Origin of the sequence: Aliivibrio fischeri ATCC 7744 = JCM 18803 = DSM 507 (assembly GCF_023983475.1) — a bacterium.
GTDB lineage: Bacteria > Pseudomonadota > Gammaproteobacteria > Enterobacterales > Vibrionaceae > Aliivibrio > Aliivibrio fischeri.
On the sequence record NZ_CP092713.1, the window covers coordinates 1,499,279 to 1,522,971 of the forward strand.

The window sequence follows — 23,693 nt, forward strand, 5'->3', positions numbered from 1 at the left end:
TAAAGTTCGGAAAAGAAAAAAGGAGCACTATATATGTGCTCCTTTTGTATGATTATTCATCAAAGTAGATTAATTACTCTTCATCATGCAACTCTGCCCATGATTGTGCACATTTTACTGCGCGTTTCCAACCACGGTAACGTTGATTACGCTTTTCTTCATCATGATGTGGTTCAAACGAACGGTCAATGACAGCTTTATCTGCTAACTCATCAAGACCATTCCAAAAGCCAACGGCTAAACCAGCAAGGTATGCAGCACCAAGTGCAGTAACTTCTGTGACTTTTGGACGATGCACGGCCACATCCAATACATCTGACTGGAATTGCATTAAGAAATTGTTCGCTATCGCACCACCATCAACTCGAAGTGCAGATAACTTAATGCCAGAATCCGCCTGCATAGCATCAATTACATCACGAGTTTGATAAGCAATACTTTCAAGCGTTGCACGAATAATATGGTTAGAACCACAACCACGAGTTAAACCCACAATCGTACCGCGAGCATAAGCATCCCAATATGGCGCGCCAAGACCAGTAAAAGCTGGAACAACATATACACCATTAGAGGTGTCTACTTTGGTCGCAAAGTACTCCGAATCTTTAGCATCGGCCAACAATTTCATCTCATCACGTAGCCACTGGATAGAAGCTCCGCCCATAAACACGGCACCTTCAAGAGCATAAGATGCTTCACCTCTAGGACCACAAGCTAATGTAGTTAGCAGGCCATTACGAGAGGTTACTTTTTCTTTTCCTGTATTCATTAACAAGAAGCAGCCTGTCCCATAAGTATTTTTTGCTTGGCCTTGTTCAACACACATTTGCCCGTAAAGTGCTGCTTGCTGATCACCTGCAATGCCTGCAATAGGAATACGTGTTCCACCTTTACCACCTATGTTTGTTTCACCATATACTTCTGATGATGATTTCACTTCAGGCATCATTGAAAGTGGAATATCTAATTCTTTTAGCAGTTTTTCATCCCATTGAAGTGTATTAATATTAAACACCATAGTACGTGACGCATTAGTATAATCTGTCACGTGAACACGTCCTTGTGTCATTTTCCACACAAGCCAAGTATCTACGGTACCAAACAATAATTTGCCTGCTTCAGCATCTTCTCGTGCACCTTCTACGTTATCTAGAATCCACTTAATTTTGGTTCCAGAAAAGTATGGGTCGACAACTAAACCAGTATTTTCACGAATGTATTCTTCTAATCCTGCTTCTTTTAATTTCTCACAAGTATCAGCAGTTCGACGACACTGCCAAACAATGGCGTTATATACAGGCTTACCCGTCTCTTTATTCCAGACAATCGTTGTTTCACGCTGATTGGTAATACCGATACCTGCGATTTGATCACTTCGGATCCCCGCTTTTGCTAACGTTTCGACAAGTGTAGAGCTTTGTGTTGCGTAGATTTCTAGTGGATCATGCTCAACCCATCCAGCTTCTGGATAAATCTGAGTAAATTCACGCTGAGAAACACTGACAATATTAGCATCGTGGTCAAGAATGACAGCACGAGAACTCGTAGTACCCTGGTCAAGTGCAACAATGTATTTTTGCTCAGTCATGATGAGTTTCCTTTATTATATTTAATTGTAGGGTGTTATTTGTTAGATATTACTTATTCTAATAATTATGCTTCAGCAGTTTTATTATCTTCATCTTTATCACATTGATTCGGAATCGTACAACCTTGCCCTGCCGTAGGTAGATAAGCACCAATCATTTTTGGGTATGCCCAACCACCAAAACATGCACCAGCAATAGGAGCTAAGATTGGAATAATAAAGTACGGAATTTCTTTCGCTCCAGTTAAGGCATAATCCCATCCAGCTAGATATGCAAATAATTTTGGTCCGAAATCACGAGCAGGGTTCATTGCAAAACCAGTTAGCGGCCCAAGCGAACCACCAATAACAGCGATTAAAATACCAATAAGTAATGGGTTCATTGGTCCACGAGAAGCACCATTATGCTCATCTCCTAGTGCCAAAATTCCAAACATAAGCACAGCAGTAATTACAAATTCAACAGCAAAAGCACCAAGTATCGACAAAGAGGGATGAGGATAAGTTGAGAAGATACCTGCAGTGGATAATGCGGCTTCACTGCTTCTTAGGAAACCATTTGCGATTTCATAATCCGCAAATAAATTACTGTATAGAGAGTAAACTAATGCTGCTGAGCAAAAAGCACCAAGCATTTGTGAGACGATATAAGGAAGCACTTTCGCTTTATCAAAACCATGAAAAGCAAGCAAGTGCAATAGTAACTGCTGGGTTGATATGAGCACCTGATACCCCAGCAGTACAATAAATAGCGATAGCAACACCAAAGCCCCATATAATACTGACTTCCCATTGACCAAATTCAGCTCCAGTTAACACTAAAGCGGCAACACAGCCAACCCCAAAAAAGATCAGTAACCCTGTTCCAATGAACTCTGCAAGGCATTCACCAAACAAGGTATGTTGTTTGTTTTGTCTCATGATTGATTCCTTTATGCGTTTTATTCGTTATATGTAGGTACAGCATTCACGTTAAGCACCAAGAAATGTACTCTTATTATTAATATTTAAAATATCAACACAATCAAAATGAGCGTTCGAGCACAGAAAGCACGTGTCAGAATTCTAAAAAGAAGATCTAAAGCATAAAACAAGCAAACGAACAGGTCTGACCAACTTGCGCAGCAAGATTGCTTGAAATATCACCATAAAAAACGAAAGTTATACATTCGTTATCGAAAGGAGAAAAACAAGATAAATGATCTTTAGGCAGAAATTTAAAAGGCTAAGTTGAATATGCTATCAATACAAATCTAAATAACTATTAGTATGGTGAACTGAAATCCATCATTTTTTGAGCCATAGTTATGAACATATTAATAGTAAGTAATTACTTTCTTATCAAAGATGTAGCAAATAAAGTACTGAGTGAATTAAATGATGTACATGAGACAAAGACAATGACAGTCTCAAATTTTCATAAACTCACAGAAAAAGATATGCATTAAGATCCCAGTGCCAGATCTCGTTGTTTATGATTTAGACAGTGAAAAGTACACTATCGAAGATAAAATGGAACTCCTCAGTGAGAAGTCTTTCAATCCATTCACCGCAGCTCAAAATGTCATCTTAATGGGATCATTCGAAAAATTATTAGAAATGAAACAATATAATTTTCCTAAGCAAACAATACTAGAGAAGCCTTTTTCAATAAAAACCTTAAAAAATACAGTAAAGAAAAATATTACCCTATACCATAATTAACAAAGGAAAAGACAACTAATGCTTTTGAAAAACAAATTCTTTGTTGCTCTTGCTGGTAGCATAATTGCCTATTCGGTCTTTATTTCTTTTACTTCATATAAGATAATTACTTCAAACCAAGAAGAAATAAAAACAATTGCTGCAAATGCTGAAAATAAATACTTGCATGAAAGTGCATTACGTTACTCATTTGACATAAGCAATTCATTAAACCGTAAAATGATTGAGATAAAAAACATATCTAATCGATATGTAGAATTAATCAAAAACATTAGCTCAATAAAATCTAGAGATATTTTAGACACTGCTGTAGCAGAACTTAGGAAATACTCAACAAGTGTCGTCATTAGCGACACTAAAATAAAGTTTAACAAAGAAGAAACATACACGACTCAACAATATAAAATAAATGAAAGCACCTATTTAATATTTCAGACGGATGTAACCCAACTTCTAAACACATTAAAAAACAAAAATTATTACTCAGATTTTGTTACTATTATTATTGATAAGGACATGAATGTTGTCACTGATAACTTAGATAGTAAAAATTATTTATCTCTATATAAACAAAAACTTAAAGATATAACAAAGCTGGATGAAATTTCATATGATTTAATGATTGCAATGCGAAAAATTGAAAGAAAAGAAACATGGGATTCAGAAATAAAAATAAACGGTGAAGATCATATCATTGCAATTCAACCAGTAAAAGACCTCCCATGGAGCATAGTGACTCTTATAAAGAAAAAGCTCTCTGTTAATTATGACCAAGACCTTACCAATAAAATTGATGACAACTACATCCTTTTTAGCAATAAGTTATTTAATACTATAATATTAGTTACCTTATTCACCCTTATAACATCAATTTTAATCACCTATTATGTGAAAGGTCCATTAATATTATTTAACGAATGGATAAAAGAAATCCAAAGAGGCAATTATGAATATAATAACCCTTTACTATATAGAAAAGATGAGCTAGGAACATTAGCAAGAAATGTATCTTTAATGGCACAAGATATCTCAATTTTAGTTAATAATTTAGAAAGTAAGATAACGGAAAGAACAAAATTACTTTTACAATCTAAAGAACAAGCCGAAAAAGCCAATATTAACAAATCAAAATTCATAGCTAATATTTCTCATGAATTAAGAACCCCATTAAATGCTATATTAGGTCTAAGTTTATATCTTATTGAAAAAGAAGAAAATAGTGAGAAAAAGAAAACATTAGAGACATTAAATAAAGCAGGACAAGGTTTATTAGAAATGGTAAATGACATTCTAGATTTAAGTAAAATTGAAGCCGACAAAATCATTGCTCATAATAAACCAAACTCGATTGATAATATCATTTCGGATATTATTGATATTACACAATTTCAATCAAAATCAAAGAACATCCAAATTCAATACAAAAAAACGGAATTTCATCATTTAAATATAGATAAAAAATATATAAACAAGATAATAATGAATATCTTAAGTAATGCCATCAAGTTTACTGAAGACGGAGGGAAAATAGATATTGATGTTAAGTATGAAAACTCAACACCCACAACAACCGATCTTATCATGGTATTTACAGATAATGGACGAGGTATTGAAGAAAAAGATTTAGACCGTATATTTAATCCATTTGAGCAACTCTATGATAAAGATAGAGAATATGGTACTGGCCTTGGCTTGTTTATCACAAAGAAAATCATAGAAGATATGAATGGCAACATTTCAATTAAAAGCAAGGTTGGAATAGGAACATCTATTTGTATTAAATTAAAAGATGTTGAAATAATAAAATCTAAATTGACCGAACAATACCATACAATGCGTCGAAATGTGACTAAGTTTACAGGAACAAAAAGAATTGCAATTATTGATGATATTGAGTTCAACCGCGAAGTACTAAAAAAGAAAGTTGAAGATTATGGATTTGAAATCATCGAGGCAATACATGGTCAAGACATGCTAGAGAAACTTGAATCAGCAACAGATTTACCTGATATTATTTTTACTGATATCAAAATGCCAATTATGGATGGCATAGAACTGACCAAACACATCAAGTCATCAGAACGAACACATCATATACCTGTCATAGCAATTACGGCGCATGGTATGGTTCATGAAGAGCTTGAGATTAAAAAACATTGTGACGGTTATCTTGCAAAACCAATTGAAAATAAAGAATTAGATTCAATAATAACAAAATTTTTTAAATAGGCTCACTTGAGCCTATTTTTATTTTGTTTAAAAATAAATAAGTATTATTATTTTCTAAAAATAGTCCATTATCATCTTGATAAAATGCAATCATTGACAAATTACTAAAAAAACCATCACAAGTTAAAAAATTTGATTCATTTGAATATAATTCTGAACTTAACAAAACATACTTATTATCTTTTATATGATTTAAAGAAAATAAGCACATATGACTTGAAAAATCGTTCAAACCATAGGTTGCTTTATTCACGATGATTTTTTATAATCAATAATAGTAACCCTATATTTACATTTATCTCCAGACAATTCAGTTAATGTACCTACATAGTTTTCTTTAACCTCTTTTGTTATTAGGAATAATCCAGCAATAAAAAAAATGGTTAATATAAGAGAATTATTAACCATTTCACTTTTCTGTATAAACAACTTTTTCATCAAAAGTAGATAGTACATAGCTCTTACTCTTTGAAAAATTATCCTTAATCGTTGAACAATCCAATTTAGTTGTTGATAATATAATATTATCATCAGAGCAACTTAACTTAACAAAATTATCATTCATTGTTTTAAAATTAGGGAAAAACACAGTTCTATTTACTAAATAAATAGAAATCATTACTGAAATTAGTAATAATAAAACAATTTCTTTATTAAACACTTTATCATTGAAGTCGAATATAAAGGTATTGACCTCTTTTTCTGATTTTATTTCACTAGATTTAAACCAGTTATCTACAAATGTATAATTTTGATTAATTTCTATTGAGTAGCCTTCTCCTCTTTGTGATTTTATTTTAAATACATGTTCCAATTGCTTTAAATGTCGCCTTGTCTTAGATATTAATTGTATTAAGTTTGAGTTGTCTTTTTTATCATCATTCCATATTCTACTTATTAAATCATCATTTGCTTGATTTACTCCTGGCAACTCTAATAAACAAATAAAGAGCTTGAATTCATATTTAGTTAAATACACATTCAAACTCATGTTATCTGTCAGCAATCTCTCTTTCTTGTTTACATGCACATCTATATTATTCACAACAAACTATTAATTTTAGATAAAACAAAACAGAATAGAGCAACAATAAAACTATAGAATATTACATTCTAAAATTTCATTATTACTCTATTCTGAGCCAAAAAATCAAATTTAAATTAATTAAATTTTCTCAATTTCTACTCGTCGGTTCTTCTCTCGTCCATTTGCAGTTTTATTTGTTTTAATAGGCTCTCGCTCACCTTTAGTAACCACAGAAAACTGATTAGGTTCAGCTCCTTGTTGGACTAAGTATTGATACACAATATTCGCTCTTTTTAAACCCAGGTCGTAGTTATAGGTAGTGCTGCCTTTTGAATCAGTATGACCTTCAACTTTCAATTTAATGTCCTTCTCGCCCATTTTCGAGTAAAGCTTATCAAGCACATACTCTGAGCGCTTAGTTAATGTTGATTTATCAAAATTAAAATAGACACGAGCTAATACTGCATTTTTATTTACTAATGCATCAGATGTATTACTGATTAAAAATTCAGAACACGTTGATTCAACATCAATGCTATCAAGCTCACGATTAACAAATGCACCTTTAGGTTCAATTGGTTCAAGATGCTGAATTTGATAAAAACCACCTTCGTTAAGCGAAAGTCTTTTTCCTTCAGCCACATTCACTTCTTTTTGGTACTCTTTGTTTGCAGAACCACAATAAATTAAAACTGATTGCTCTGATTTTTTTATATCTTCCACTTTCTCATTAGCATTAGCATTAGCATTAGCATTAGCATTAGCATTAGCATTAGCATTAGCATTAAAAGATAACCCTAAAACAGCAGCAACTATAATTAAAATTTTATACATTTTTTACTCTCTACTTTAAACGTCTTACACGTCAAATTATTATTTTAAATGGCCAATTTCTTCGTTTATTAACTCTAGAATTATGTCTTCGACCTCATCAGCATCTTCTGCTTTATATACATTCTTTTCTCCAACACAATCTTTAAGCGCCTTATTTGCAAAAGGATTATAATCAAAGCCAATCACCGCCATTTTCGCCGCTATTGGTCTCCTATCAGGTGTACGATCCGATTCCAAACCACTCTGAATATCACGACACATACCTTCGCTAACTAACCCATCAGCTAACTTAGTATCATTATCCATACCATCGGATAACACGATTAATAAACGACGTGAATTGTTTCCTTTTATTAATAATTGCGCTCCACGAATTAGTGCTTGGTAAGACGCCGTTCCTCCGCCAGCATAAAAGCTACCTATTTGACCATTTAAATAATTAAAATTTAAAGTTAAATTGACATCATGAAAACCAGCATAGGCACCCGATTTGCAATAATCTTCTGTTTTTTGATTCCAAATGTTAGCAACCGTATTTACTGCTTTAACTGGTCGAGACCTATTCCCAGGTTCATTTCTGCTGTTAACACCTTGAGATAAAGAGCACTGAATACCGGTATCCGATGTGAATGAATTGGTAAAGGTGCTAAATGCCGATATTCCCATCGTGCTTTTATCGCGGTTCTCTGGTAAATCATTAAACTTCTGCAATTCAACAGAAATATTTCTAATGATCTCAATTAGATCAATATATTTAGGATTAGAGCTACCACTCCAAGTATCTAGCATTGAACCGGAAAAATCGGCAGCGAACATCACATCAACGGCCTCACTTTGATATTTACTAGCCAAGGACTTGCCACGTGTTGAAAACGTCTCTCCCATCCCTTCTATAGCTTCATTACCAGGAAACCATGAGTTTTGTCTTGTTGTTACATCAATCTCATGCTCTAAATAACGCGCATCCCCTTTATATAAACCAGCTACGCAGTCAGAAATTAATTCACAACGTCTTTTTGCCACTTTAATATCTGTAACAGCATCAATATCACTAATGTAAGCATTCACATAATCCACGACTATTTGTCTATTTCTAGTGCTTGGAGTATAAGTACCATCATCAGGCTGAGCAGGGTCATTGTGAGCAGAAATGGCAAGAGCTGCCACCTCACTTGCGTCTTCTATTCTTGCTTTAGTTTGAATAGCTCTAGCTCCATCGCTAGCTAAAGCAAATATTCCAAACAACGCAGGTATCATCATTGCAAATAAAATGGCAGCGTGACCTTGCTGATGCTTTCTTAAATTTCTCATACTACCTCCCAATCATCACTGACGATGAAATGACATCTGTGTATGACTCACCAACAACTGAACCAAACATATTGTCTGTTTGATAACATAAGGTGACACGGTATAACGTTGCTTGCCTTTCCCATGTGGTAACCACTGATAAATAGTCAAGCTCACCGATCCTTTTAGATAAAGGACAGGAAAAAGAGCCATAGTTATACGTAACGGGTGTATTCGGTGCACCAATATCACGAAAAGTTAACTCTTCAATAACGGCACCAAAACGAGCATCTTCATAGCTTCCCAATGTGCGGCGCAGTGAGTTTTGTGCAATATTAAATATTTCACTACTTTCACTGTTTGTTATTAGATAGTCTTCGTCATATAACTGTGTACGTTCTTTTAAAACATTAACAAGGGAGTAAGAGAGTCGATCTAACTTACCTTTTATTGATAGCTTTATTATTACATCAGCACTAAATATAAAAATTAAACTAAGACCTAACCCTACCATTGCGAACTCAACGGTAAAGTTTCCACGCTGTTTAGACTCTAAAGGCATCACGTTCGTACTCCTGAATTACAATATCTTCTCGGCTGAAAATGCCTTCAAATCCCATAAAATAAGTAAAAATGGGTGAAAAACGATAATCAATTCGATAAACAGCAATCGCACTATTATATGATGAGCCACATTCAGCAGTGCTTTCACTATCGGGAACGACACATGGCTCAACCAATGAACCTAATTCATTTACACTCTTTAAATATTGTATCGACATCGTAAATTTACTTGGGTCAACCACATTACCCCATATCGATTGATTCTCATTTACGGCATCAGTAAATGCCTGCAAATAATCCGAGTCTTCTGTTTTGGATTCTCGGGCTGATTCAGAAATAATGAGATCGCTTATTGCTGATACATATGACATATAACTCATTTCAACCCAAGCCATACAAATCAACCAAAAGATCATGAATCCCATTGCGAATTCAATACTGGCTACACCCCTATTCTTTTTAATCTTCATGATGTTAATCCGCTCCAAACAGGTTTGTATCATCACGATGTGATTCAGTATTTTTAAGAATTGAGTAGCGCCTTTCAATTTCTTGTTTACTGAATTGCGGCGACAATACTTTTTCCATAAACTCTAAATCACCTGCTTTGGCCATTGCTAACATTAAATTAGCTTGTACTAAGGCATCATTTTTATTACTCATATATATTGGTAATAATAATTTAACCGCTTGGTCATATTTGCCTTCAATAATATTTAAAATAGCCAAATTATTTTTTATCGTAATATCACTGTATAAATGCTTTCTTGCTAAATTAAAATAATGACGAGACTTATCTAAATCACGCTTACTCGCATAAATAACACCTAATAAATTTTCAATTTCAGGGTTATCCTCATTTAATTTATATACACGATTTACTGTATCTAAAGCCGGCTCTAGCATCCCACATTCTAATTGCGCATTTGCTTCAATTAAAAATGAAGAAATACTTCTAGAATCGTCATCCTCATTAAGATATTGGATAGCAAAAAGAGCTGAATCAGGGTCTCCAGAATCTAAATAGGCTTGTGCCAGTTTTTCACGAGTATAGGGGTCTTCTGATACTTTTAACTGGTTCTTATAAAAAATAATTAAATCTGAATAATTGTTTGTTTTAATAAGAATTTTCTCTTTTGTCTCTTCAGTATCAGGACTAGATGAACACCCAACTAACGTAACAAAAAGTAAGCCTATTACTATTTTTTTAATATACACCTGTCATCATCCTCATTACTCCTGGAGCAGCAATTAATATCACGACGGGGATCATGATAAATAAAATAAGTGGTACCGACATTTTAGCCGCGAGTTTCCCCACTTTTTCTTCTAATGAAAGTAAGCGAACACTACGAATATCAGCAGCTAATGTATTTAATATTTCATATATCGAACTACCATAATGTAAGCTTTGTTTTAACGTCATAACAAAACTTCGCATTTCGTTAGTCGGCACCCGTACATAAAGTTCATCTAGAGCTGGCTCTAACCCAACAATATTGGCTCTATCATTCGTTCTTGCAATCATATGAGCTAAGTCTTTATCAAACCCTTGCATTTCTTTAGCAAGGTAGCTTAATGATGATTCGATCGTCATTCCGGTATGTACACACATTGCTAGCAAATCTAATAAATACGGTAATTGGCCAGACAGTTTTTCTTCCAATGCTTTTTTTCTTGAACTTAATATGGCATCAGGAATAGAAATACACACAACTAACCAAATACACATTAATGCAACTTGTGTTGTCATTGAGGAATCGTTACCTAGTAATAAATAAATTATCCCCGAGCCAATAGCTGCAGATAAATATTTAACTGGCATATATAAATGAGCGTATTTTGATTCATATAACCCCGCAGAATAGAACTTCCGTTCAATACTGTCCGCATCATTCGAAGCAACACTAGGTAAAAATCGCTCTACTTTATCAAATACATTATCATCTTTATTAAATTCTTTATGCTTTGCTAAATATTTACCTAATAATTTACGCTGTAATAATACTTGGACTAACAGCCATAAAAATAAAGAGATACCGGTAAATATTGAAACTAACTCAATAAATAATATTGTTTGTGAATTCATTATGCGCGAACTCCTCTCATTAATAACCATATAATGAGTATTCCAATACTTTCACTGATTAACACATAATACAATATTGGTCTTCCCGCAGGATTAAACATCACAAATTCATAGTTTTCTGGACTGAGGTATTGCAACATAAACAAGAAAATAAACGGAATTGCTGCGACTATTTTTGCTGATGCTCTAGCCTCAGAAGTTAGCGCTAGTTTTTTCTTTTCAATAGCTCTTGCACCGAACATCAATCTATTTAAGCGTTTCATCACCTCTTTTAACTGTCCGCCACGTTGCATACTGGTTCGCAAGGTAATAATAAAAAATTGAAATGATGGATATGGGAATCGTTCACAAGACTTTCGAAAAACAGTATCTGGAGACTCTCCCAGTTGTAGCTGCTCCCCCATTCTTTTGAATTCTTTCCCAACCTTTCCATCTAACGAGCGACCAACAAACACCACGGCCTGCATAATGCCTTCACCAGCACTCACCGCACTGGACATCATATTTAATGCATCAGGAAATGATTCTTCAAATCGATTTTTTTCTCGTTTTCTTAGCCATACAACACCAAAAATCAAACCGATAATCTCTGTAATTGTAACAATAATTATTGGATTAGCCTGAAGAAAACTTTTATTTATATATATCCCAAGAACAATTAAAAATGCACAATAAACTGGTATTTTAATGTTCGCTAGAGAATCAATTTGTTGATAAGTATTATTAAAAAAACGAAGCAATGCTTGTTTTAATGTTTCATCAGACAATGATTCTAATTTTACTGCCTGCTTATCTTCGTCATTTGATAAATCAGAACTTGAAAAATTACTACCTTTTAAATATTCATGATGTTTTTTGCTCTGAGGCATTAACAAATAAAAAATAAGCAAAATACCAATAGCTAATGCAATAAAATAAATCATATCGCCTCATCAAATTTATTAAATACTGCTTTCAATTGTTGCTCTAACCCAAAGAATCGAGCTTTTTCAACCAGCACAGATCGTTGCATTAAACCAGTTGTAGAGTAATTACCTATAATTTTACCTTCAGGAGTATTCTGACCTGTTGATTCAAATTTATAGAGTTCTTCTAATACAACGTTATTACCTTCAAGACCGATAACTTCTGTAATGCTCATTACTTTACGGCTTCCATCATGTAATCGGCTGATTTGAATTACGATATCAACGGCGCTCACGATGGTTCGACGAATGGCTTCTAATGGTAAATTGTTACTTGCCATCATCACCATTGCCTCTACACGAGCCATTGCATCACGCGGTGTATTCGCATGGAGCGTTGACATTGAACCATCATGACCGGTATTCATTGCTTGAAGCATTTGAAAAGCTTCGCCACCACGACACTCACCAACAATTATTCGGTCAGGACGCATACGTAAGGCATTAATAACAAGGTCTTGCTGAGTAATTGCACCATTACCTTCAATACCTGAATTTCGAGTTTCTAATCTCACTACATGCGGTTGAAGTAATTTCAGTTCAGCTGCATCTTCTATTGTTACGATACGCTCTTTTTCTGAAATATATTGCGATAACGCATTAAGCATTGTCGTCTTACCAGAACCCGTACCACCCGATATTAAAATATTCAAACGACAACGTGATGCGATCATTAATAACTGCGCCATTTCTGGACTCAACGCACCAAATTCAGTTAATTTCTCTAATCCTATACTGTCTTTTTTAAATTTACGTATAGACATAGAAGTTCCATCAATCGCAATTGGTGGGATAACAATATTTACACGACTACCATCAGCTAAACGCGCATCACAAGTTGGCGATGAATCATCAACACGTCGTCCAACTTGAGAAGCAACACGCTTAGCAATATGCAGTAATTGTTCTTCATCAATGAAGCTGACCGGTGCGACTTCAACTAAACCTCCTCGTTCGATAAAAATCTTATCGTGTCCATTAATCATAATGTCACTAATAGATTCATCTTCCATTAATACCTGAAGAGGTCCAAGACCTTGCAATTCATTTACTAGACTTGTTACGTATTCAGCTCGTACAATTGTACTTACTGGCCATTCATGGCGTTCAATTAACAGATCTATCGCATTACTTAATTGATTATGTAGCTGCTCTTTACTTAATGAATTAACCGTTTCTGCATCTAATACATCAAAAATTTGAGCTCGAATTTCGATATAAATTGATTTATTTTGGTCCATATTTATAACCTTTTAATTAAACGCTTAAGTAAACTTGATCTCTTGATTTCTTCTTCACCAAGCAATAAAGCAGTAATACGATTTAAACTTTGAGCAATTTCTATATCTTTTGTATAAATACTGTCTCTATGTAATAAATACGTACCTAACTTAGGTTCAAATGGACAAATCACATCTATATTTTTATTAATATACTTTTCTACTTCTTGTGACTCTATTGTTGAGTATTTTTCAGGTTTAGTATGATTAACAACCACAATCACGCGGATTGGAAGGTTCTTTTCTTTAATTGTATTAACGACTAAAGCGGCTTCTCGTAAACTCGATACCGTTTGATCCGCAACAAGAACCACAGCATCAACATCAGCTGATTTAGTTAGATAACTGAGTTTCTCGCTCGCCGAACCAGAAAGGTCTTCAATGATAAAATTAGCTTGAAGCGCAAGTTGCGAAGTCAGTACACTGATGTATTCTTTCATTTCTTCAATTGAAAAACTGTCAGATTCAATTGAGAGTAATGAAAGCATATCATTCAACTTAGTGACCATATTGGTAGCGTAATCAACATCCAAATTAGAAAGAAGCATACCTTGGGTTAGCTTTCGTCTTTTAAAGTGTTTCATACCAAGCATAATATCTAAGTTGCCGCCTCGAATATTATGATCAACAACAACACACGAACTATTGCGGCTACCAGATAATTCTTTACTAAGCTCTGCTGCAATAAACGAAGTTCCAACTCCACCTTTAGCACCTAGCACAGCAATTTTCTTTGCTTTTCTTGTCGTACTTCCTAACTCTTTCTTCATGTTCTTCTCATTGATTTCACTTACAAAATCAAAGAGTTCAGTTTTAGTTGCAGGACAAAATAAATAGTAATAGCCCATGTCTTTTAATGCACGGATAACAGATATTGAATTCTCTTTTCCTAACACGATAACTGGTGCATTATTAGGTAAAAGATGGCTAATACGCTCAATATCATTCACTACATGATGGCTATTATTAAGTTCAATCATAATGATATGATTTGGGTACTTTCTAGCGTGCTGTGCAACGACTTCTTCGTTATTATCTAATACAAGAGGCTCCGATACCCCTTCAAAACGGAAAACTTCTTCTATTAATTGTCGGTATTCATCTGTTTGGTGAAAAAGAACAAGCTCTAAATTTTGCTTTTTATTCACAGGCAGATTCATTGAGTTTGATAAATCAAACATATTATTCCTCCTTTCCAGGCGCTGTTGCTTCAGCTTCTTTATGCTCTTGATCTACTGATGGTGTTATTAACATTTTCTGTGGATTAACCATTGATGACCAACGCGCATTTTCAATAAAACACCCTGTTGCTACTGTGTTAATAGCTCCAAGTTCAGCATATTGGCAACTAGATACTTGTGTTTTATGCACAACGATAGAAAATTTAATATCGAAATACACATCACCTTTTTCACCCTGAGAAATAATAATTAAATCTTTATTTACGCCTTCTTTAATTAATTGTTTTTTTATTTCGCTCGCCCAACGATTTCCAGAGTTACTCACCCACTGAATATTTGCGCCATAGTTAATAAGCTCTTTTTTATGATCGCTGATAAAAGTAGATAGCGACATTTTTGATTCACGAGTATTAGATAAAGACACTGAGTACGTTACAGGAAATACATCTATTTCTGGGCCAAAACGTTCATTTACTTTTTCAACACAACCAGTCATCAATACTAATGGGAGAAATAACATTCCTTTCCAATTGATCATTTTTTAAATCCTCCAATAGCTAATAACTCTTTAGCCCATTTATCGCCAGCTGTTACATATGAATCTTCTAATGCAAAAAAGCGATTTAATGTGGTTGTTTTTCTCATCATTGGCAGTTGTATTTGCGAAGAATGAATTGGTTTAACTAAATTTACCGTTGCTACAATAAGTAACTCTGTTTTATTTCGCTTAGTCGAAGAATCTCTAAATAAAGCACCTAAAATTGGAATATCACCAATGAAAGGAATTTTTTGAAGACTCTCTTTATCTTCTGAGCTCAATAACCCACCTAAAACAAAACTTTGTCCATCGCCAAGTTCGACCGTTGTACGTGCACGACGAGTTTTTAAAGCTGGTAAATCATATGAATCATTTTCATATTGGATATCTAATGAACTAACTTCAGGAACTAATGAAAGCGTGATCTTGTCATCTTTCTTAACCTTTGCCATTAATTCGAGTCTCACACCATATTCTTTGTACATTACATTGGTGCTGTTATTTACGGTTGTTACCACAGGCAATTCGCCACCAACTAAGAAGCTTGCGCTTTCTCCAGAAACTACCGATAAATTTGGTTCTGCTAATATTTGTCCTACCGTATCGCTACCAATAGCAGTAATAACGGACATAATGTCTGACGAACTAAAATGGGTAAGTGGTTGAATAAATACACCTGCCTTATCTGTACCATATTGAATACCAATATCTTGTAAGAATAATTGTGATACTTCAGCAATTGAGATTTTTACATTCACTTGTTTTGTTGTAGCTACCTCAATATTATTTACAATGCCTTTGTAATCTGTTCTCTCCATGAACTGAATTTCATAATCTTGGTCTTCCATATCTTGCTCAAAAGTGAATTTCTCATCATCTTTATCAAGCAATTGTCCAACAATATTGTTTATTTCATCTTTCTCTTGTTCTGTTGAAACCGTTCCACTTAATACAACTTGATCACCTATATTAAAAACGTCAACATCAACATCCGGGTATTTAACTGATATATATTGCTTTATAGAGTCGAGGCTTTTATTTACAATAACCTTCTTATTAGCAAGAGTATGGCCATTTCTATCAAAAACCATCACAGAGCTTTGCCCTATTTTTTTTCCATAAACAATAACTTTTTTCTTTTCTATTACTTGGTAATCTGCAATTTTTGGATCAGATACAAAAACAGAACCAACGTCTTTATTAGCTAAGATGACTTGCGAATCACCTTCTGACATATTAATAATATTGCCTGCTAAACTAACAAATGATATAGGTAATAAAACTAATACCAACAGTGCTCGATAATAATTATTCCACATTTTATTTACTCTATTTAATAGTAACTTTATTTGCGCGATATTCTGTCACCGCTCTAAAATCATCTAGTACGTCACCAGCATTTGCTTTTAAATCTTCGATACTGTAATTACCAATTGATTTATGAACTTCAATTTTTGCCGCTTCTTTTGCAACGATAAGCTCAACAGCTTGACTACGAGTAAGTTCAAGAATAAGTACTATGCCTTCTTTTGCTGGCTCTATACGAGTCTCAGGAATAACTGTTCGTTTTACTTGTAATACTTTAACGCTTGTAAAAATTGGTGTAATCGATAGCGTTTTTTTCGTTGCGCGATTTGAATTACGAGTTTCATCACTTTTGGTAAGAGCTAATACATCAACAAAACTACCATTACCGATTACACCACCAATAATATCCGGCGAATCAATAGGTAATGGAAATGGAACTCGATTTGGAGCAATTACATATTCAATATAATTATCTTCTTCTGGAGTAATAAAATCCTCCATTGAGATGTAAGCACCCTTTTTAAGATCGTGTCTATAAATCGTTCCTCTATTCCAGTTAATTGGCACATCTTCTGAAAAACTCAATTTATTAGCTTCTGATTCAGGAAGAAGAACAAGAGAAACTAAGCGTCGATTAATTTCATCTCTAGCGTTTACATCTTCTTTTAATTGCCAAACTTTTATTTTATTTTCTTCTTTTGGTTTTATTATATTTTGAGGAGCGAACATAGATAAACTACCTGCTAGGCCATATAACCCAAACAAGATAGTAATCATTGCTAACACAACGATTATTTTAGCTTTCATAAATTACCTTAAAGTGATGCTGCAACACCAAATAAGCACCCAATGCAGATAGGAACTCCATAAGGAACTGTTATTGTTGTATTTTCTTTATTAATTACCTTATGAATTAATAGGACTATAGATATAACCCCACCAGCAAATAGAATAATAGTAAAAGTCAACAATTGATAATTTTGGTTAATTGCAATAAAAAAAGAAGATATAAGCTTCACATCACCTGCTGCTATAATTTTTTTTATAAAAAGTATAAATCCACCGATAAATATTATTAATGAATAATATAATGAAGAGTAGTTACCACTTTTTATAACAAGGCAAATGCAAATAATAAGAACTATAATACACATTTGATTTGATATAGTTCGTCTGGTTATATCTTGATAGCAAATAATACACGACATGGTGAACAAGAGTGCCCACCATATCATTGAATGATTATTCATTCGGCTATATTAAGAGCCAGTATCATTTGCCGATGTAATATTATCTGAAATTGTACCAATTGCATCAATTAAGGCTTGTTGAAGTGTACCATTAAACATCAATAAGATAATAGCTGAAATAGCTACACCAATAATTGCATATTCAATAGCTGTAACGCCACGCTCATCATTTTTAAAGTTTTGGATTGCGTTCTTAGAAAATTCAAAAAACTTAACTAACATTGTTTTTACCTTATTTGTTAAAACTCATAGAGTTTATATACTGACTTATTAAAATTTAATACACGCAAATCAAAGTAATTCTGTGTATTAAGAAAGAGACGAAATAATAAAGGTTGACATAAAAAACTAACAAGGCATGTACATTATAAAAATAAAACAAAATGCTAAATTATTAGGAGTGTGTTGTTTATATGTATAATCAAGCATAATAATTATAAATATATAACACTAAAGTGGTAGCATCTCATTTAAGTTATAATTACTGGATCAAGATCTATATTTAAATGTAATTACTCTTTCTTTAGAAACAAAAAAAGCATAGTCGAAACTATGCTTTTTATTTTAGGCTAAAAATTGTTCATCGTTTACAACGGTTTGATACTCCCGATGCAATACTTCTTTAACTAATTTGAATCTCATTACTTGATGATAATGTTCAAGTCTCATACAGACTTCATGCATTCTATTTAACCCTGCGTAACTCGATATCCCTTTTATTGCATGAATCGTATCTTGGACACCGTCAGTTTCAATTTCCTTCAGCTCTTTCTCTATTCCTTCTACTATCATTCTTTTAAAGTAATGAGCTTCTTCACTGGAATGAGATGTTGAAGTTCCATTTTCAAAGTCTTTAACATTGAAAGTTTTCAGTTTCTGATTCATAAGCGTTAATCCATTTAGCTAGTTTATCATTTCTCATTTCCGATGTGATGAAATCACCTTGTAAACATTCAAAACCATAATCTAATGATGCTTGTTGCTGATTTACTTTTTGAATGTTGCCTATAATGATAGGAATATCTTTACCATGCATTTCTTTAAATCTCTTGATATCCTCAAATACATTTTTCTTATATTCAAAACAAATATTAGAGAGAGCTATTCCTTGCTCTAATAGCTTGCACTGCATATCATTTTCAACCAATTCAATGGATATCCGAACTCCATCTGCGAGTAATGTCTCCAGATTTTCTGTTAACTTATCAAGTAACACAACATCGTCTGAAAACTCAACAACCACAATGATCTTATCCTTCGTTTCCTTTTCAATTTTATCAAAAACATGATTAATAAAATCATCATCGCATATTAAAATATCCTTCACATTTATACGAAACGTATAACGATAATCAGAGAATTTACTCTTGATATCACGCTCAAGCAGTGTGAACATCAAGTTCATAAACCCAACAGTATTTTTCATATCATTAATGTCTGGTAGAAACACACTTTCGGCAATAGCACTTGCCTTTTGATTTTTCCAATGAGGAGAAACCTGAACGCCATCAATTCGATGAGAGCTGAAATTAACTATTGGTTGATAATATAATTCAACAAGATCATTTTGCTTTACATCTTCAAACAACATCTTGCGATCTTCAATTCTGTTCACATTAAAAAAATCAATGGTCGAAATGACTTCTTCAGCTGAAATGGGTTTATTGTAAGAATTAACAATCGTAACCCCACTGACTTCAGCAAGGTCCATTACTTTTTCCAAAATATTCGCTTTTACAGATGACACAATAGCCACTGGTATGTGGTAATTATTTTCAGATAGCACTTTAATTAAATCTAAACCATCCCCATTAGGCATCATTATATCTGTTATAATTCCGTGTATTATATTCTTTTTATTTAAAATATTTACCACATCATTACAGCTTTTTGCTTCTATGATATTAACTTGATCATGAAAATTCTTCTTTATAATAAATGAAACCACTTTCCTTGAAAAATCAACATCATCTACCAATATTACATTTATTTTACTTTTCATATTCCATTCTTCTAAAATCAACAAGAAAATGTAATGCATCTTTTGAGTGATTAATATTTAACTTAGTTACTTCAGATAATTTATAGTTTTTATCATCAATAAATTCATTAAATTTAATCTTAGAATTTAATTTAACAAATAACTTATGTATGTTTTTTTCACCTGAAATAAAATACAGTTTTGAATCTATATTTGGTATATCTAAAAAGTTAGTCAAAATTCTGCCTAATATATATTTAAGGCTATCATTAGTTGACGCATAAAATGATATTATTAATGGATTATTTGATGCGTAATTTTTTATTTTTGTATAATCTATTTCATTACACATTAAATCTTTTAAAAAATCTGGTGATACATACAGCGTAATAGAATGTGCAATTAATCGAGATTTATACTTACAAATGATAATCTCAGCATTTAGTTTTGCCATTAATGATTCTATTGATTTTTTTATACTATTTTTTCCAGTGGATTTAATTAACTGCTTAAAATAATAGTCACTATCAATTATTAATTCCATTTCTTCAAGAACAGAATCTAAACCTGATAACGTATTTCGATTTAATACATGCGTAACAAAATCACTATTTCCATAGGTATAGTAATCAATATCGAAATAATTCTCATTATCTATTTTTGGTAATTCTATATTTGAATCAATGATTTCATCTATAGGATCGACACCTAATAACTGATATATCTCAATTTGTTTTTTGAACGGAGGAATAGTGATCCCTCTTTCCCAGCGACTAAATGTTACGTTATCTAGTTTTTTTAACTTCGAAGAATTATGGCTCAATAAGTCCACCATAATCTCTTGAGTAACGCCGCTTTTCTCTCTATATTTTTTTAAAATTTGTTCAAAAAGATACTTCATGTGTTGAACCGACCCTTTACTTAGCCATTATAAGCTTTTAAGCACTGACATCCCAAGGCATTTGCAGCAAACAAATAAATAAAAATGCCTAATAATAAAATTATTCTATAGAAATTATTTCATAAATAAAACGTTATTATTAATATAATTATCTGTTAAATATGCATTTTTTAAATTTAATCTATTTAGGTTTTTTTTATATTTAGTAAAAACACTCAATATTATCTAAATCTCAGCCAATTAATAATTATACTTTTCATTTAATTCAATGATCTAGATCTCACTTAGAAGTGAAGACTGCCTTATATATGAGACTTATTTTCCATGAGACCATAAATTAGACTTTAAGCTGTTTTCCGTTCTATTTTATTTTCTAATCAATATCTCGATATTTTCACATAGTTACTGAACTCATTTTCCTTTCCAGCTATATTTCTCTTTAGTTATTTTCAATACTCAGTGGTTAGGTAACATCAATGCAGAACAAAGATCTAAATTTGCTCAAACTTCTCGTCATCCTGAATGAAGAAAGGCAAACCATTTTGGCAGCAAAACGAATGAATTTAAGCCAACCTACGATCAGTATTATGCTAAAAAAGTTACGAGACCAATTTGATGATCCTTTGTTCATTCGTGATAAAAACAACCTTACCCCCACAATCAAATGCAAAAACATATTAGCGACGCTTCCTGCTCTTTTGACTCAGCTAGATAAACTCTATTCAGATAATACTCAGTGGGATATATCTCAATTGAATGGTGATTTAAACTTACTAATTTCACCTCCTTTAATTCCAACATTAGGCTCACAGTTAATTAAAAAACTGACGTTACTGGCTCCAGAATTAACCGTCCAATGCTCACATTGGGCAGGAGATACACCACAACGTTTAGAAAACAACCCCCATCAGCACTTTGGAATTACTTATTTGCCAATGGAGACAAATAAAACCCTATTAGAGCAAGAGATTGGTCGTGATGAGTTTGCCTTTGTAGTCAGTAATGAGCATCCTTTACAGCAAGCATCAATTGAAAACGTTCTCTTATATCCTTTGGCTATTTGTCTTATTCCTGGAGGGATTACTGGTCCATCAAAAGCAGAGCAGTTAATTCGTAACCTTAAAATAAAGAAAAAAATCAATTTACGAACCAGTGATATTTCATTAATGACCAATTTACTTAAAGAAAGTAATTACGTTGGCGTTATGCCACGTACTCTTCAAGCATTGATGCAACCTCATTTTCGCTTTTTACCGATACCTCATGAAATTGTACCTCAAAGCTATCAACGTAAAATTGCCTTATTTTGTCATCAAACAAATCGCAATCAACCATTAACTGAATGGCTAATTAAAGAAGCAAAAGAAATTTTAAATTCAATTTAACTATTATTGATAGCGAAATAACAACTCTCTATTAATATTCTTAATAGAGAGTATAGAGATAATTTTGAACCAAAAAACATAAGATCCCTTTAGTTATATAAAGGAGTTATTTATGTTTAAAAAACGTATTTCTACCATAATCATTTCCATCCTTTTAATGAGTTCTTTAAGCATCAATGCAAAAGAAAAAGAAGCTCATCCCCTTTTATCTCCAACAGAACAAATTCAAGAAAACCAAGCGTCTAACTGGCTTGATCAAGAAAGTTATATTTTAGCGACCAATGCTTATTTATGGGGCTCTACCTTAGTTCACATGGAGCAAATAGCTCGAAAATATACAGATATGTCTCAGCCACAAAATGATACAAGCTATCGAGCACCATTAAATCACTTTGGACATGCTCGTAGGCTTCCTACTGATCTAGATACGGATATGCCAACCGCTAACCGTGACACTTTATATTCAAGTGCTGTTGTTGATGTCTCCAATGAACCGATCATATTATCAACACCAGCAGTTAAAGATCGCTACTTTGTAATCGATTTATTTGATATGTGGCACAATCTTTTTAAATACGTAGGAACAAGAGAAACAGGCGAAAATGCACAAGAGATAATGATTGTGCCACCAAATTGGGTTGGAGATATACCAACAGGTTTAACCGTTATCGAAGCGCCTACTACAAAAATATGGCTATGGGGACGAACTCAAGTATTTGGCGAGAAGGATTACCAGAACGTCCATGATATCCAAAATCAATATACTTTAACGCCATTAAGTAAATATCTAGCCCACGATTCAAGTGATTTTGTATCCCAACCTCTCCCCTCCCGTATTGGAAAACAAAACGATCCACTTCGCTTCTATGAAGAATTAGGGGCTTATATAAAAGCAAACCCTATTCCAGAACGTCAACAAGCCTTATTAGGTCAATTTAATAAAATTGGTCTAAGTAAAGATGGTTTCGACCGAACAAAGCTGACTTCAAAAATGAAAGTTCAACTTGAAAAAGCCATTAAAGACGGTCAAAAAATAGTTTCAGTTCAAGCATCAAACCCTGTCACTTTAAAAACAAAAGATGGTTGGTTCTATTCATTTGTTTTAGACCAATTTGGTGATGACAATGCACTTCGCTCTCTGGTGGCCCACCCTTATCTTGGTGGCCAAGGAGCAAAAGAAGCTATGTATCCAATCGCTTACACAGATGTAAACAATCAATTTCTTTCAGGTGAGAAAGACTACAGCATACATTTCGATAACCAACCACCCGTTGCTGCTTTTTGGTCAATTACCGTTTATGACGCCCAAACAAAAATGTTAGTTGCTAATGATATTCATCGTTTCAACATTAATGATCAAACCCCTATCCAAAAAAATAGCGACGGTTCTTTCGATCTTGTTCTCTCAAATAAAAAGCCAACAAATCCTAAAGACTTAGCAAACTGGTTGCCAATCCCAAAAGGTAACTTTTATGCCATCACTCGTCTTTATATACCGTCTCAAGAAATCCTTAATATGAAATGGACAGTACCACCAATTCAACCAACAAATTAAACAACACCATATAAATAAATTTTT

24 protein-coding genes and 1 pseudogene are annotated in these 23,693 nt (G+C 33.3%); 4 read left to right on the plus strand and 21 right to left on the minus strand.

Annotated elements, in window-relative coordinates; translation table 11 throughout:
* Nucleotides 1-73 precede the first annotated feature (73 nt).
* Complete coding sequence (gene glpK, locus AVFI_RS20255) at nucleotides 74-1,588, minus strand: glycerol kinase GlpK (RefSeq protein ID WP_054775488.1); 1,515 nt, start codon at nucleotides 1,586-1,588, stop codon at nucleotides 74-76.
* A gap of 65 nt (nucleotides 1,589-1,653) precedes the next feature.
* Nucleotides 1,654-2,509 (minus strand): annotated as a pseudogene (locus AVFI_RS20260) (MIP/aquaporin family protein).
* A 534-nt stretch (nucleotides 2,510-3,043) separates the two neighbouring features.
* Between AVFI_RS20260 and AVFI_RS20265 the strand changes: the two are divergent.
* Nucleotides 3,044-3,292 carry a hypothetical protein gene (locus AVFI_RS20265; protein ID WP_236782071.1) on the plus strand — a complete coding sequence of 83 codons (249 nt, stop codon included), beginning with the start codon at nucleotides 3,044-3,046 and terminating at the stop codon, nucleotides 3,290-3,292.
* 18 nt (nucleotides 3,293-3,310) lie between these two features.
* Entirely contained in the window at nucleotides 3,311-5,521 is a 2,211-nt protein-coding gene (locus AVFI_RS20270) for a hybrid sensor histidine kinase/response regulator (protein ID WP_188863511.1), read from the plus strand.
* Here AVFI_RS20270 and AVFI_RS20275 read toward each other — a convergent pair.
* The 19 genes from AVFI_RS20275 to AVFI_RS20365 form a co-directional block, all read right to left on the minus strand.
* Nucleotides 5,514-5,774: a hypothetical protein gene (locus AVFI_RS20275; protein WP_236782070.1), complete on the minus strand. Its 261-nt coding sequence runs from the start codon at nucleotides 5,772-5,774 to the stop codon at nucleotides 5,514-5,516. The genes AVFI_RS20270 and AVFI_RS20275 overlap by 8 nt on opposite strands.
* Before the next feature lie 156 nt (nucleotides 5,775-5,930).
* Entirely contained in the window at nucleotides 5,931-6,566 is a 636-nt protein-coding gene (locus AVFI_RS20280; protein WP_236783558.1) for a winged helix-turn-helix domain-containing protein, read from the minus strand.
* A gap of 120 nt (nucleotides 6,567-6,686) precedes the next feature.
* A complete protein-coding gene (locus tag AVFI_RS20285) occupies nucleotides 6,687-7,382 on the minus strand; it encodes an OmpA family protein (RefSeq protein ID WP_199414893.1) in 696 nt (231 codons plus the stop codon).
* Between the two features lie 39 nt (nucleotides 7,383-7,421).
* Nucleotides 7,422-8,693, minus strand: a complete 1,272-nt coding sequence (locus AVFI_RS20290) for a TadE/TadG family type IV pilus assembly protein (protein ID WP_188863512.1) — start codon at nucleotides 8,691-8,693, stop codon at nucleotides 7,422-7,424.
* A 1-nt stretch (nucleotide 8,694) separates the two neighbouring features.
* Entirely contained in the window at nucleotides 8,695-9,234 is a 540-nt protein-coding gene (gene tadF, locus AVFI_RS20295) for a tight adherence pilus pseudopilin TadF (protein WP_054775486.1), read from the minus strand.
* Entirely contained in the window at nucleotides 9,218-9,706 is a 489-nt protein-coding gene (locus AVFI_RS20300; RefSeq protein ID WP_054775485.1) for a TadE/TadG family type IV pilus assembly protein, read from the minus strand. Before AVFI_RS20300 ends, tadF begins: the two co-directional genes overlap by 17 nt.
* Before the next feature lie 4 nt (nucleotides 9,707-9,710).
* Nucleotides 9,711-10,454 (minus strand): tetratricopeptide repeat protein, encoded by a 744-nt coding sequence (locus tag AVFI_RS20305; RefSeq protein WP_005422096.1) that lies wholly within the window; start codon nucleotides 10,452-10,454, stop codon nucleotides 9,711-9,713.
* Nucleotides 10,444-11,325 (minus strand): type II secretion system F family protein, encoded by an 882-nt coding sequence (locus AVFI_RS20310; protein WP_054775484.1) that lies wholly within the window; start codon nucleotides 11,323-11,325, stop codon nucleotides 10,444-10,446. Before AVFI_RS20310 ends, AVFI_RS20305 begins: the two co-directional genes overlap by 11 nt.
* A complete protein-coding gene (locus tag AVFI_RS20315; protein WP_012535359.1) occupies nucleotides 11,325-12,248 on the minus strand; it encodes a type II secretion system F family protein in 924 nt (307 codons plus the stop codon). The genes AVFI_RS20310 and AVFI_RS20315 overlap by 1 nt, the downstream gene beginning before the upstream one ends.
* Nucleotides 12,245-13,531, minus strand: a complete 1,287-nt coding sequence (locus tag AVFI_RS20320) for a CpaF family protein (RefSeq protein WP_005422088.1) — start codon at nucleotides 13,529-13,531, stop codon at nucleotides 12,245-12,247. The genes AVFI_RS20315 and AVFI_RS20320 overlap by 4 nt, the downstream gene beginning before the upstream one ends.
* A 2-nt stretch (nucleotides 13,532-13,533) precedes the next feature.
* Nucleotides 13,534-14,751, minus strand: a complete 1,218-nt coding sequence (locus tag AVFI_RS20325; protein ID WP_012535058.1) for an AAA family ATPase — start codon at nucleotides 14,749-14,751, stop codon at nucleotides 13,534-13,536.
* A gap of 1 nt (nucleotide 14,752) precedes the next feature.
* Entirely contained in the window at nucleotides 14,753-15,289 is a 537-nt protein-coding gene (locus AVFI_RS20330) for a hypothetical protein (RefSeq protein WP_054775483.1), read from the minus strand.
* Nucleotides 15,286-16,608 carry a type II and III secretion system protein family protein gene (locus tag AVFI_RS20335; protein ID WP_188863513.1) on the minus strand — a complete coding sequence of 441 codons (1,323 nt, stop codon included), beginning with the start codon at nucleotides 16,606-16,608 and terminating at the stop codon, nucleotides 15,286-15,288. Before AVFI_RS20335 ends, AVFI_RS20330 begins: the two co-directional genes overlap by 4 nt.
* Before the next feature lie 10 nt (nucleotides 16,609-16,618).
* A complete protein-coding gene (gene cpaB, locus AVFI_RS20340) occupies nucleotides 16,619-17,404 on the minus strand; it encodes a Flp pilus assembly protein CpaB (RefSeq protein ID WP_012535411.1) in 786 nt (261 codons plus the stop codon).
* A gap of 8 nt (nucleotides 17,405-17,412) precedes the next feature.
* Nucleotides 17,413-17,847: an A24 family peptidase gene (locus AVFI_RS20345; protein ID WP_041941176.1), complete on the minus strand. Its 435-nt coding sequence runs from the start codon at nucleotides 17,845-17,847 to the stop codon at nucleotides 17,413-17,415.
* 9 nt (nucleotides 17,848-17,856) lie between these two features.
* On the minus strand, nucleotides 17,857-18,069 hold the full coding sequence (locus tag AVFI_RS20350) for a Flp family type IVb pilin (RefSeq protein ID WP_012535160.1): 213 nt from the start codon (nucleotides 18,067-18,069) through the stop codon (nucleotides 17,857-17,859).
* A gap of 342 nt (nucleotides 18,070-18,411) precedes the next feature.
* On the minus strand, nucleotides 18,412-18,732 hold the full coding sequence (locus tag AVFI_RS20355) for an Hpt domain-containing protein (RefSeq protein ID WP_012534643.1): 321 nt from the start codon (nucleotides 18,730-18,732) through the stop codon (nucleotides 18,412-18,414).
* The gene (locus AVFI_RS20360) at nucleotides 18,701-19,849 is read right to left on the minus strand and encodes an EAL domain-containing protein (protein WP_054775481.1); all 1,149 of its coding nucleotides are present in this window, start codon (nucleotides 19,847-19,849) and stop codon (nucleotides 18,701-18,703) included. The genes AVFI_RS20355 and AVFI_RS20360 overlap by 32 nt, the downstream gene beginning before the upstream one ends.
* Nucleotides 19,839-20,729 (minus strand): helix-turn-helix domain-containing protein, encoded by an 891-nt coding sequence (locus tag AVFI_RS20365; protein WP_188863514.1) that lies wholly within the window; start codon nucleotides 20,727-20,729, stop codon nucleotides 19,839-19,841. The genes AVFI_RS20360 and AVFI_RS20365 overlap by 11 nt, the downstream gene beginning before the upstream one ends.
* 476 nt (nucleotides 20,730-21,205) lie before the next feature.
* Between AVFI_RS20365 and AVFI_RS20370 the strand changes: the two genes are divergently transcribed.
* Complete coding sequence (locus tag AVFI_RS20370; RefSeq protein ID WP_012535303.1) at nucleotides 21,206-22,114, plus strand: LysR family transcriptional regulator; 909 nt, start codon at nucleotides 21,206-21,208, stop codon at nucleotides 22,112-22,114.
* A 112-nt stretch (nucleotides 22,115-22,226) separates the two neighbouring features.
* Nucleotides 22,227-23,669 (plus strand): DUF1254 domain-containing protein, encoded by a 1,443-nt coding sequence (locus AVFI_RS20375; RefSeq protein ID WP_188863515.1) that lies wholly within the window; start codon nucleotides 22,227-22,229, stop codon nucleotides 23,667-23,669.
* The last annotated feature ends 24 nt before the right edge of the window (nucleotides 23,670-23,693 follow it).